Here is a 14,521-nt window from a genome sequence, read left to right as displayed (position 1 = left end):
TAAATATCAAAATTATGAAAAAACTACTACTGCTATTGTTTTTTGTCTCGGGTTTTGCTTTTGCGCAACCTTCAATAAACACTCCTGATCCCTACAGGGTTTGCGATGATAACGGCGACGGATTTGCAGCTTTTGACCTAAACATCGTTACGCCAACTTTGATCAACGAATCAGGTACAGAAGTCGCTTATTATCGAACGTTAAGCGATTCACAAGCAGATATTAATCGCATCGATTTACTGGTGCCGTTTGTCAATACAATTCCCTTCAATCAAATTATTTATATCAGAGCATGGGCTGTTGCAGACTCAAGCAACCCCTCTTTTACAACTTTAGGTTTAGTAGTCAATCAAAAACCTGTTGTTACGATGAGCAGTAATTCAGGTTGTGTTGGAAATGCCATCACTTTCGTTACGAATGTAAATCCTCCCGGCGATTACAGCTATTCTTACAGCACACCACAAGGTGTCGTAAATCCTGGGAATGTGTCCAGTTTTACATCGACTGTCGAAGGTTATTATACAGTGACTGTGATTGACAATGTTTTGGGTTGCGTTTCTAATTATTATGGCATTTACGCCAGTTTTATTCCGCTGCCAACCATTACTTTAACTGGCACATCGATTTGTGATAGTAATCCTGCACTAATAACAGCATCGGTCAATTCGGGTAATACTCTGAATTATTTGTGGACAGTTCCGGTTGGTGCCAATGATCCAGGCAATGTGAGCAGTTTCTCCACATCAACTCCGGGAACTTACACTGTTGCGGTTTTTGATAATGGTACCGGTTGTACCTCTAATCAATTTTCGGTTACTGTGAACAACCAAACGAATCTGGCACCAACTTTTTCCACCATTCCACCATCGGTTTGTGCGAATTATGCGTTACCAACCATTTCCGACAATGGCATTGCAGGTACCTGGTCACCGACAGTGCAGAACACCGGTGATTATACATTTACTCCTAATTTAGGCCAATGTGGTTCAGTTTACACAACGTTTCTTACAGTAGAAAGTGGTATAAACGCCAATTTTGCGCCCAATATGACTCAAACGAGCAATACTTCTTTTGCAACTTTTGATTTAACAAGTCAGAATTCTTTAATCAATAATGATTCAAATGCCCAATTCAGATATTTTCCGAGCTATAACGACGCTTTGAATAATATTAATGAGATAACAAATGCAAATTTTTATACAAATACTACCAATCCACAAACAATTGGTGTTAGGGTTTTTAATTTAATTTCTAGTAATTGCGATGCGGTCACTTATTTTACGATCGAAGTAAACAACGTCAATAATGTGTACATCCCTGATGCTAACTTCAGAAACAGATTGATTGCTTTGGGTGTTGATACGAATGGGGATAATGAGATTCAATTGACAGAAGCTGCCGTTTTTACCAATGAAATGGATGTGAGCAATTCACAAATTGCAAATTTGACCGGAATTGAAGCATTTTATAACATCACGTCTTTGCGTTGCAACAACAACAATTTAACCGGTTTAAACATCAATAGTTTGACAAACCTTGTTACTTTGGATTGTTCGTATAACCAAATTACTACATTAAGCTTAGATAATCTGTCCAACTTAAAATACCTTTATTGCAATGCTAACGCGTTGACTGCGTTGAATGTTTCTAATTTAACTGTACTGGAAGAATTGAATTTTACTTCCAATTTAATTACGACCATAAATGTTGATCAATTGGCAGGTTTAAAAAAATTAATCTGTTCTTATAATCAAATCAGCGCATTAAATGTGAGCAATCTTTCCGCACTGGAACGTGTTGAATATGCCTGGAACTACGGAACTTCGTTAACGCTTGCCAACTTGCCACAACTGAAATATCTAGATTGCTCTTTCAACTTCTACCTCAGTAATTTGAATGTTACCAATTTACCTTTGCTTGAATACCTTGATTGCAAGTACAACGCGTTCACAAATATTAATCTATCAGAATTTTCTAACTTAAACTATTTGGATTGCGCTTCCAATCAATTGAATTTGTTGAGCGTAACGGGTTTAAATAGTCTGGCGACTTTGTATGCGAACAACAATGGTTTGGTTGCGGTTGATTTATCTGATTTGCCACTTCTGACCACCGTGAACCTCAATTACAATCAGTTGAACAACATCAATTTAACCAATGCCAATAGTCTTGCTTATTTATACTGTTCTTTTAATCAATTGACAAGTTTGAATTTAGCGTCACTTACGGGTTTGAATTATCTAAGTTGTCAGAATAACCAACTTGCAGTTATCAATTTTGAAGGATTGTCAAATCTTTCGGTTGTTCAGTGTGATAACAATTTATTGACCAGTTTAGATTTTTCTACAGCTACGAGTTTGGTCGCTTTGAGTTGTTCATTCAATAACCTCAACAGCATTAATATCAAAAATGGAAATCCTAATCTAGACACTAACGCTTACTATACATGGAGTCAAAATCCATTGCTAACATTTGTTTGCGCAGACGAAGGAGAATTGACTAATCTGAATCAAATCTTAACCCAAAGCACCAATGTAAATATCGGTAACATCGTGTTCAATACGTATTGTACTTTCGTTCCTGGTGGAAGTTTTAACACCATCACCGGACAAATCAAACTGGATGTAAACAACAACGGTTGTGATACTGCAGATGTGCCACAAGCGCATTTGAAAGTAAGTATTACCGATGGAATTACAAATGGCGCAACATTTACTGATGCCAATGGCAATTATAAATTCTATACCCAAACCGGAACTTTCAATATTTCTCCGGAAATCGACAATCCAAACTGGTTTAATTTTTCGCCAACAAACGCAACAGTTTCATTCGGGAATCTCAACAATACTTCAAGCCAGGATTTTTGTATTGTCCAGAATGCAATTCATCAGGATCTCGAAATTGTTGTAGAACCTATTGACTTTGCCCGACCGGGATTTGCCGCAACCTATAAAATTACTTACAAAAACAAAGGGAATCTGACGACTTCAGGATTTTTAAATTTAACTTACAATAATGACCTGTTAGATTTTGTTTCAGCAACAACAACAATAGCGAATCAAAATGCGACAACAATTTCCTGGACGTATAACAACTTATTGCCATTTGAAAGCAGAAGTATTTATGTTACTTTTAACGTGAACTCATCGACTGCAACGCCACCGGTAAATATTGGAAGTATTTTAAATTTCACAGCCTTTTTCGATACGTTGTCAAACGATGAAAACCCAGCTGACAATCAATTTGTTTATTCTCAAACAGTTGTTGATAATTACATATCAAACGCTATTACTTGTCTGGAAGGGAGTTTTGTTTCGTCAACTCAAATTGGCGACTACCTTCACTACAACATTAGGTTTGAAAATACCGGAAGTTATCTGGCTGAAAATGTAGTGTTGAAAAACGTGATGGATGCTGCAAAATACGACATCAGTTCCCTACAAGTATTGAGTGCTTCGCATCCTGTTTATACGATAGTTTCCGGAAATTTAGTGGAATTTATCTTTGAAAACATCGATTTGCAAACCCCGTCGGGCAATCCGCCTGTCGGTGGTCACGGCGATATTTTGTTCAAAATACGAACCAAAGAAACGCTTTCAGACAATGACTCGGTGATCCAAAAAGCACGCGTTTATTTTGATTATAAACTCCCGATTACGCTCAATGATGCCGAAACCACCTTTGGAACCTTGGGCATACAAGATTTTGATGTAGACAATTCTATAAAAATTTATCCAAATCCTACCAATTCAATCGTCAATATCATAAGTGATTTCAGCATCAGATCTATTGAATTGTTTGACGTTCAGGGCAGAATTTTAGAAACGATTTTAGCGACTAAAACTATTTCTACAATGGATATTTCCAGCCACGCAAACGGCATTTACTTCCTGAAAATCAAAACCGACAAAGGAACTAAAGTTCAAAAACTGATCAAAAAATAAATAATTGTTGTTAAGCAGGAAGAGATCTATGGTTCGCCGTGGATCTTTTTTTGCAATCAAACTGTACTTTTTTCAAATTGTTGTTTAAAGCCATCGAATTCTCATTTACGGCCATTTGCAAAAAAGGAAATGTCATTTTTGTTTGCAGCTATTTTCAATTGTATGAAACTAAAATCATTACTGTTTTGCGCATTTCTTTTTACGCTCTCTGCTGTTTCGCAGGATAAACCGGGAACGAAAGCGTTTAAGATTAAGCAATTGTTATGTTTTAATAGAAGAAAGGCGGATTTTATCTGTCTTTTTTTTATTGCTTTTATTTTTAATATAACTTTAGGGTCAATAAATAGAAATTAAAGCATGAAGAAACTACTACTTTCACTTCTTTTCCTCACTGCGATCGCTCAGGCACAGATTGTGAACATTCCGGATGCGAATTTTAAGGCGAAGTTAATTTCGCTGGGCAAGGATCTGGACAATGATGGAGAAATACAGCTTTCCGAAGCGCAGGCGGTGACAGATTTACCGCTCAGCAATTCCAATATTTCAAATCTTGAAGGGATCACGGCCTTTGTCAACCTGCAAAATTTAAATTGCAACCATAATAACCTGCAACTACTTGACGTTTCTGGGCTTGCGAACCTATTTAATCTAAATGTTTCTTACAATACACTGACGGATTTAAATCTTGCAGGTTGCTTTAACCTGAATTTTTTAAACTGCAGCCACAATCAAATCAATACGCTCAACGTTTCCGATATGCAGAACTTAGATCTGGTTGCATCATTTAACAACCTGACAACCATTGTGTTAAACGCACAGGGAACATATACGTCGTTTCAACTTGATCACAACCAATTGACGAGTATTGACCTTTCGAATCTCGACCTATCTAGCACCGGTCTTTTAGGGGTACACCTAGAGTATAACAACCTCACCTCAATTAGCTTAAATGAAACAAAGCTATATAGCATTCGGTTACAAAACAACAATCTCATAACTATAAATTTGAACAAAGTGGTTGGCATCAATAGCATAAATCTTAGCGACAATCCAAACCTCACGTCTATCTTTGCGAAGAATGGTGCCAATGAAGAGTTCTTAGGACTATCGAACGACCTGAACCTTGTTTTCATTTGTGCCGATGAATTTCAGATACAAGATGTTAACGCGGATTTAAATATCTACCAGATTCCCAACGCGGTAGTGAGCCCCTATTGTATCTTCCAGCCCGGTGGTAATTTCAACACCATCACCGGCAACATCACTTTCGATGCCGATAACAACGGCTGTGATAGCACCGATCCCGACCAGCCTTATGTAAAACTTAACCTGACCAGCGGCAATAACAACTATGCGGTATTTACCTCTCCTGATGGTACTTACAATAATTTTGGGCAGGCAGGTACTTTCAATGTTTCCGTTGCAGCGGAGAATATGTCACTGTTTACAATCACACCACCACTGGCGACGATTCTTTTTGGTAATGCAAATAACAATATCTCGACCCAGGATTTCTGCATCACCGCCAACGGAATCCAAAATGACCTCGAAACAGTCATTGTTCCGTTGCAGCCTGCACGCCCCGGCTTCGATGCCCATTACAAAATCATCTACAAAAACAAAGGCAACCAGGTGTTGAACGGCAACATCGATTTTAACTACCCGGAAAATGTATCGGATTTTGTGAATGCTACGGTAGCGCCTGCGGTGCAGGGTTCTGGCATATTGTCGTGGAACTTCTTCAACCTGTATCCATTTGAATCCAGGAGCATTGAAGTCACGCTAAATGTAAATGGACCAACGGAAACGCCGGCGGTGAACATCGGCGACCAGTTGAATTTCTCGGTACAGGCCAATCCAATCGCCGGGGACGTCACCATCAACGACAATGCATTTTCAATCAAGCAGGTTGTTACAGGTTCCTACGATCCAAATGACATCACCTGTCTCGAAGGCGAACACGTGAATCCGGCAGAAATCGGGAAGTTCCTGCACTACAACATCAACTTTGAAAACACGGGCACTGCTGCGGCGGAGAACATCGTCGTAAAAGACATGATTGACCTGACGAAATATGACATCTCATCACTTCAAATGCTAAACGCTTCCCATCCGGTAACAACAAGGATCACGAATGACAAAGTGGAATTCATTTTCGAAAATATCAACCTTGGCGCGTCAGCACACGGAAACGTGACCTTTAAGATCAAGACCAAAAACACGTTGGTCACCGGAAATTCGGTGTCAAACAAAGCCGACATCTTTTTCGATTACAATTTTCCCATAGCGACGAATACGGCTATGACAACGTTTGATACGCTGGGCATTGACAATCAAAACCTCGATAACGGCATCCGCATTTACCCGAATCCAACAAACGGCGTCGTGAATATCAAAGCCGATTCAGAGGTGCTTTCCGTGGAATTATTTGATGTTCGTGGGAGGAAACTGATGATGAAAAATAACGTGAATATATTAAATATTTCAGGGTATAATCCAGGGATTTATTTTGTAAAAGTGAACACAGATCAGGGCAGTCGAACACAAAAGCTAATCAAACAATAAGCATGAAAAAACTATTACTTTCCCTACTTCTCTTCACTGGCATCGCTCAGGGACAGATTGTGAATATTCCGGATGCGAATTTTAAAGCGAAGTTGATTTCGCTAGGGAAGGATCTGGATAATGATGGCGAAATTCAGGTTTCAGAAGCTGAACAGGTGGGATTCCTTGATGTCAATAATTCTAATATTTCAAGCCTCGAAGGGATTCAATATTTTACGAATCTTAATTATTTGAACTTTAGCAATAATAGCGTTGCTGGTTTGGATGTATCAGGGATGGCTGCTCTAGAGACTTTAAAGGCCAGTTATAATGAGCTTACCTATTTAAACCTAAATGGTTGCAATCATCTTCAAAGCCTTGCCGTTCATTATAATGAATTAACAACTTTAGACTTATCGGGTATACCAGCAGACGATGTCCTTGCAGGCTTCAACAATCTTACATCGATTATTTTAAATAATATGCAACACTATGTCGAATTGGATCTAAGTGGAAATCAATTTACAAGCCTTGATTTGCCTGGTTTAGATGTAAATGAGTTATATATCAGTGGAAATAACCTTGTTGCACTCAATTTACAAGGAGCCAAGATAGGAACTTTACATGTTCAAGGCACACAGCTTCAAACGCTAGACGTGAGTGAATGTCTTCCACCATATTTATCTCTTCAACTGTGGAATATGCCAACGTTACAGGTAATTCTGGCAAAAAACGGCATGAATGAGTCCTTTGACTTTTATAATGTAAATAACTTACAATATGTATGCGCAGATGAATCCCAGTTGGTTGATGTACAAAATTTTATACAAAATTCATTTAATCCTTCCAATGCCGTTGTAAGCCCATACTGCTTCTTCCAGCCCGGCGGCAACTACAATACCATCACCGGCAACATCACTTTCGATGCGGATAACAACGGCTGCGACAGCACCGATCCCGATCAGCCTTACGTGAAGTTAACACTGACCAGTGGAAACAATAATTATGCCGTGTTCACTTCGCCTGATGGGACTTATAACAGTTTTGGACAAACGGGAACCTTCAATGTTTCAGTTGCTGCGGAAAACCAGTCGCTGTTTACCATCACACCACCGCTTGCCACAATCGTCTTCGGCAACAACAACAACAACCTGACCACACAGGATTTCTGCATCACGGCAAACGGCGTCCAAAACGACCTGGAAACCGTTATTGTGCCAATAGGTCCAGCACGCCCGGGTTTTGACGCGCACTACAAAATCATCTACAAAAACAAAGGCAACCAGGTGTTGAACGGCGACATCGATTTTAACTACCCGGAAAATGTATCTGATTTTGCCGATGCCTCGGTAGCGCCTGCGGTACAGGGTTCGGGCATATTATCATGGAATTTCTTCAACCTGTATCCATTTGAATCCAGGAGCATTGAAGTCACGCTCAATGTGAACGGCCCAACAGAAACTCCGGCCGTGAACATCGGCGACCAATTGAATTTCTTGGTACAGGCCAATCCCATCGCCGGCGACGTCACGATCAACGACAATGCGTTTTCATTGAAGCAAATCGTTACGGGTTCATTCGATCCAAATGACATCACCTGTCTCGAAGGTGAACACGTGAATCCGGCAGAAATCGGGAAATACCTGCACTACAACATCAACTTTGAAAATACGGGCACTGCTGCCGCAGAGAACATCGTCGTAAAAGACATGATTGACCTGACGAAATATGATATCTCATCGCTTCAAATCCTAAACGCTTCCCATCCGGTAACAACAAGGATCACGAATGACAAAGTGGAATTCATTTTCGAAAATATCAACCTTGGCGCGTCTGAACACGGAAACGTGACTTTTAAGATCAAGACCAAAAACACGTTGGTTAACGGAAATTCGGTGTCAAACAAAGCCGACATCTTTTTCGATTATAATTTTCCTGTAGCAACCAATACGGCGATGACGACGTTTGACACGCTGGGCATGGACAGTCCCAACCTCGATAACGGCATCAGCATTTACCCGAATCCAACAAACGGCGTCGTGAATATCAAAGCCGATTCAGAGGTGCTTTCCGTGGAATTATTTGATGTTCGTGGGAGGAAACTGATGGAAAATCATAAGTCATCATCGATTGACCTAACCCGTTTTGATTCCGGGATTTACTTTGTCAAAGTTTTTACTGTCAATGGTTCAGCAGTCGAGCGGCTTGTAAAGGAATAATCTGGTGCTTTTTGTACACTTGTAATTTTGTAAGCGAAAGCTTCTTTTTAAAATCTAAAAAAAAACTTTTTTTCGGCGCAACCTTTTTTAATTTGTCTATCTTTATAGTGAAAACATTAAACAAACACACTATGAAGAAATTTACTCTGCTGCTTTTGTTCTTTTCATGGGTAGCGCAATCTCAGAATATCGATTTCGTCGATGCCAACTTCAAATCCGTTCTATTGGGCTCAGGCGTTGAAAATCCAATCGCTCAGGATGAAAACGACGCTTATATCGCTATTGACCAAAATGCTGACGGTGAGATCCAGGTTTCAGAGGCGCTGTTGGTTCGTAAATTATTTTTGGAAGACAATCAGATCAGCGACCTCACCGGTTTGTCCTCGTTCTCAAATTTAAGGTTCCTGAGGATCGCCAACAATCCGTTGAACGGACAAAACCTGGATTTTTCATCATTGACGCAATTGCAGTTTTTATCATGTGAAGCCTGTAACGTATCGGGTGTCAATGTCGCCGGGTTGACACAACTGAACTTTTTGCAATTGATGCAAAATTCCATTTCTTCACTTGATTTAACCGGATTGATAAATTTATCCGAGCTCGACTGCTCCAGCAACATATTGACAGCGCTGGATGTTTCCGGATCTCCAGGTTTATCCAGGTTGAATTGTTCCGCTAACTTCATTCAGAATCTCAATGTTCAAAATCTTTCGGCTTTGAATGAATTAGCCGTGCAGTACAATCAATTAAGTACTTTAGACCTTTCGGGCGTGGTAAGTTTGGGCTATTTGACTGCCTATGAAAATGACCTGGTCAATTTATCGCTTACTGATGCGGTCAATTTACAGTTTCTATTCGCCTACAGCAATGAACTCGCTACCCTCGACCTTTCCGGATTAACGCAGCTCAAATATGTAGATGTACGGTATAACATGCTGACGGCTTTAGATGTATCGGCATGCCCCGACCTCAATCAATTGAGTGTTGACAACAATCAGATTGCCACCCTAAACCTGGCCAACAATGCGGCCCTTAATGTTTTATCGTGTAATGGCAACCTTTTATCTGCTTTAGACTTGTCAAATAATTCCGCGGTCTATTCCTTAAATTGCAGTGATAACAATTTGACATCGCTCGATGTAAGCAATTTAGCCATTCTTGGATTGGTGGATTGCGCCAACAACCAGATTACCGAATTTACTTTAGGGAATCACCCGGTATTGGGTACGATGTCCTGTTCGAATAACAATATTTCCACGCTTGACTTATCACAAGCGCCGTATTTGGTGTCTCTCAAATGCGCTGATAATAACCTGACAACAGCCGATTTCTCGATGCTTCACACGTTGCAGGATGTAGACTGCTCAGGAAACCAGTTTACCAGCCTCGATTTTTCGCAAAATCCCAATCTGTACTTTGCGCAATATTCTGACAATTCACTATTGCAAAATGTTAACCTTAAGAACAGCAGCTTTCAGGAGTTGCTGTTCTCAGACACCGATTTTACATCGCTACCGGCACTTCAGTTTATCTGTTTGGATGACTTTGAAATTGGAATCTATGAGTCTTATTTGTTACCAATTTTGCCCAATTTGATCATCAATTCTTATTGCTCCTTAAATCCCGCAGGCAATGTGAACCTCATTACCGGTAAAGTCCAGTTCGATTTTGATCAAAATGGTTGCGATGCCACTGATACGCCACAATCCATGGCCAAAGTAACCATTTCAAATGGCACCAACTCCGGTTCGACATTCACCGACGAAAATGGGAACTACAAATTTTATGTGAATGAAGGGGAGTTTAGCCTCGGTCTCGTTCTGGAAAATGACTCTTATTTCAGCATACAGCAGCAATCGCCAACCATTTTCTTTGATGCTGCCAACAGCAGCACGATAAATAATGATATTTGTGTGGCACCGATAAATGCGCTATCAGACCTTGAAGTATATCTCTATCCGTTTTCATATGGTATTCCCGGTTACGAATCGTTTTTCCAACTGGTGTACCGCAACAAAGGCACGCTGCCACTTTCAGGGAATGTCACCTTCAGCTATGATGATAGTAAAATGGATGCTTTTATATCGAGTCCAGAGCCAACTGTGAGTTCTTTTGGCGTCAACACTTACAATTTTTCAAACTTACTTCCATTTGAATCCAGGACTATTTTTATTGCGGTTCAGCTCAATGGGCCTGAGAGTGACAATCCGGTAGTGATCGGCGATGTGCTGCCATTTTCAATGGTGGGTACAACGGATCAGGAGGATGTCAATCTGAGTGACAACTCGTTTGCCTACAACGATGTTATTGAAGGCGCTAATGTTGAAAATGCGATCATCTGCCTCGAAGGTGATGCCGTTGAACCGACGGAAATTGGCGACTATCTTAACTATGTCATTAATTTTGAAAACACAGGAACGGAAGACGCCCCGTTCGTGGCACTGCGTTCCGCAATCGATCCGGCCAGTTTTGACATCAATTCCATTCAGGTGATTAACAGCTCTGGTCCGGTGACGGTCAAAGTAAACGACAATATTCTTGAATTTTTATTTGAGAATGCACCATTGCAGCCCGGTGCCCAGGGAAATGTAATGTTCAAGATCAAATCAAATACGGCTTTAGAGCCCGGCGACACCGTGAGTTTTAGCTCAGATGTTTATTTTGATTACAACAACGTCGTGACAACAAACATCGCCAATACGACATTTACGGCCATGCCTTTGTCTGTGGACGAATTCTCGAAGACGGTTGCGATATATCCGAATCCTACCAATGGTCTCATAAACATCAAGGCCGACGCTAAAATCAATACGATTGAAGTTTTTGATGTACGCGGAAGAAAATTGTTTTCAAAGCAGCAATCTGATTTCGTTGATATTTCACAATACGATTCAGGGGTATATTTTATGAAAGTGTATACCGATCAGGGCATGGTGCGCCAGAAACTGATGAAGCGATAGTAATGTAGAAAATAGTCAAAGCCCGCCTCGTGCGGGTTTTTTTATTCAAATTCTTTTCGAAAGCCGTTAAATTCTAATTTGTTCACCTCTAGATGAAAAGAAATACTATTTTTGTCTGCATCCAGTACTTTCGTATGAAAATAAAACTTATCCTGCTGCTGTTTTCAGTCCCCATTGGCCTCGGCCGGCAAAAGAGGGGCGACACCCTGAACAATGTCCTGCGGCATACCAAAAATGATATCGATAAATTGCGGCTATTGAACGTTATCCGACGAACCTGCGCATTTCGCAGCGAAAGAAGGACCAATTATACGAATTGCTGAAATCCCTTTAATTCTAAGTCATGATACACCAATACTCATTACATACCGCAAAAAAATCCAAATCCGAATACATTTACCTTACAAAATAAAAATACAGTCGTCATGAAAAAAAAATATTTTTTCTTATTGTTCGCCGGCGGAATGATCCAGGCGCAGATTGTGAATATTCCAAATGCTGTTTTTAAGGCAAAACTGCTGGCTTCTTCTACCTCCAACCAGATTGCGCGGGACATCAATGGCGCCAATATGAAAATTGATGCAAATAATGATGGGAATGTGCAGGTTAGTGAGGCCGAGGCGGTGTATTCTTTGGATATAAGCGGCGCCCCGGCAAGCAGCATACAAGGAATCGAGAGTTTTATACACCTTGAAAAACTGGTGCTTGACCACAATCCGTTGCCAACCGTCGATGTAAGTATGCTTGCCAATCTTAAAGTGCTATACTGCATCCAGACGGGAACTACTTCGCTAAACGTAACAGGGCTTACGCATATGACCAACTTATGGTGTATTGGCAATGGAATGACTTCTATCGATGTAACTTCGCTTTCCAGCCTTGTCGAACTGCGGCTCCACGAGAATAATCTGACTACAGTCGATCTTTCCGGATGTCCATTATTAGCTGAAATTAATCTGGATAACAATAACATGCTGTCCGTGGATTTTTCCAATAATCCGGAAATGGTTAATATACATATGGATAAGAATTCCAATTTACTTTCGCTGGATATTTCAGGATTGACCCATTTGTATGAAATAAATGTTAACGGTGATGAAAGTGAACAATGCGCATTAACGTCGTTAAACGCCTCGGGTTGCACTTCCCTAGCAATACTCCGGGCGGAGTACAATTACCTTAATGCAATAAATATTTCAGGATGTATAAGCCTGCAGTCGGTTTATTTGAATAACAATCAACTGACTACTTTTGACGCTTCGGACTGTCCGCTTTCATTGTTGCAAGCCGTAAATAATCCGTTCGAGTTTTTGTTCGTAAAAAATGGATCTCATGAAGGCCTCCTCAAACTTTACCTGCATGAAGACGAACCTGAATTTATTATGAACCCCAACATACAGTTCATCTGTGCAGACGAAAACCAGATTGCGGCGATCTTAACGATGCTCAATACCTATAGTATTACTGGTGTTGTCGTAAATTCATACTGTTCCTTCACACCTGGAGGAGTTTACAATACCGTCAAAGGAACGTTGCACTTTGATGCAGACAATAACGGTTGTGACCTAACCGACAGCAGCCAGTCCTACATCAAAATGAATCTTTCCAATGGCAGTAACGATACTATTGGTTTTACAGACACGGTGGGACAATACACTTTTTACGTTCCCGAAGGCAATTTCGAAGTTACACCGGAATTTGAAAACCAGAGTTTATTCAACATCGCGCCTGCAATTGCCAATGTGGACTTTCCAAATACAGACAGCTCCATTTCGGTAAATGATTTTTGTATTGCTGCTGGTGTCCCACAGGCCGACTTAGAAGTTGTCGTGGCACCAATCATCCCGGCGCGCCCCGGATTTGTCGCGACTTACAGGATTGTCTATAAAAATATTGGGAGCATGGCCGTTTCCGCAGCAGTCGATTTCCAATTTGATGGTGATCGAATGAGTTTAAACGTATCGAATCCGATGCCGACGACGCAGATTCCGGGGCATTTCCTGTACAACTTTACGAACCTGCTGCCTTTTGAATCGCGTACGATTTACATTATGTTTGATATCCATGCGCCGACAGACACACCTGCGGTGAATATCGGAGATGTGTTGACTTTCTCGGGCGGCATCTACAACATCGGCGACATTCATCCGGATGACAATACTTCGGTGCTGCATCAAACTGTTGTTGGCTCTTATGATCCCAATGACATTACCTGCATAGAAGGCGGGAACCTCGGCCCGGAAGCCATCGGGAAGTACCTGCATTATGTCATTAATTTTGAGAATACGGGAACAGCTGCTGCTGAAAATATCGTGGTAAAAGAAATTATCGACCCAGCAAAGTTTGATGTTTCCTCGTTGCAGATTTTAAACGCCTCACACCAAGTCGACGCAAGGCTGAACAACAACATACTTGAGTTGATCTTCAAAAACATCCAATTGGAAACCGGTGGGCACGGCAACATCCTGCTCAAAATCCGCAGCAATGACAATTTGGTGACTGGCGATTCGGTGTCTAAAAAGGCCGATATCTTCTTTGATTATAATTTTCCCGTTGAAACGAACGTTGCCACAACAGTGTTCAGTACACTAAGTGCCGGCGATACGATTAAGGACAATGCATTAAACATTTATCCTAATCCGGCTGCCGATGTGCTTCACGTTGATGCCTCCAGCCAAATGAGGACCGTAGAACTTTTTGATGTTCAGGGCAGAATTTTGTTGACAAAAACAATTTCGGATATAAAAACTGATATATATTTGTCAACATATTCAGCAGGTGTTTATTACCTTCGTGTAACTGCTGAAAAAGGCATTAAGACACAGAAGATTATAAAGCATTAAATGCAACACTT

At 40.7% G+C, this 14,521-nt stretch carries 5 protein-coding genes; all 5 read left to right on the top strand.

Translation table 11 applies throughout. The annotated features are described in order from the left end of the window. Positions 1-14 precede the first annotated feature (14 nt). The 5 genes from CFE23_RS03640 to CFE23_RS03620 all read left to right on the top strand — a co-directional run bounded on the left by CFE23_RS03640 (position 15) and on the right by CFE23_RS03620 (position 14,510). Complete coding sequence (locus CFE23_RS03640; protein WP_291084167.1) at positions 15-3,944, top strand: leucine-rich repeat domain-containing protein; 3,930 nt, start codon at positions 15-17, stop codon at positions 3,942-3,944. 357 nt (positions 3,945-4,301) lie between these two features. Then, the gene (locus CFE23_RS03635; RefSeq protein WP_291084164.1) at positions 4,302-6,509 is read left to right on the top strand and encodes a T9SS type A sorting domain-containing protein; all 2,208 of its coding nucleotides are present in this window, start codon (positions 4,302-4,304) and stop codon (positions 6,507-6,509) included. 2 nt (positions 6,510-6,511) lie between these two features. Beyond that, positions 6,512-8,707: a T9SS type A sorting domain-containing protein gene (locus CFE23_RS03630; protein ID WP_291084161.1), complete on the top strand. Its 2,196-nt coding sequence runs from the start codon at positions 6,512-6,514 to the stop codon at positions 8,705-8,707. 131 nt (positions 8,708-8,838) lie between these two features. Beyond that, positions 8,839-11,667, top strand: coding sequence for a T9SS type A sorting domain-containing protein (locus tag CFE23_RS03625; RefSeq protein ID WP_291084158.1), 2,829 nt, complete (start codon positions 8,839-8,841; stop codon positions 11,665-11,667). A 425-nt stretch (positions 11,668-12,092) separates the two neighbouring features. Then, positions 12,093-14,510, top strand: coding sequence for a T9SS type A sorting domain-containing protein (locus CFE23_RS03620; protein WP_291084155.1), 2,418 nt, complete (start codon positions 12,093-12,095; stop codon positions 14,508-14,510). Positions 14,511-14,521 lie beyond the last annotated feature (11 nt).

This window comes from Flavobacterium sp. BFFFF1 (genome assembly GCF_002256285.1).
GTDB lineage: Bacteria > Bacteroidota > Bacteroidia > Flavobacteriales > Flavobacteriaceae > Flavobacterium.
The sequence above is the reverse complement of the archived record's forward strand: the minus strand, read 5'-3'. Positions and strand labels throughout refer to the sequence as shown.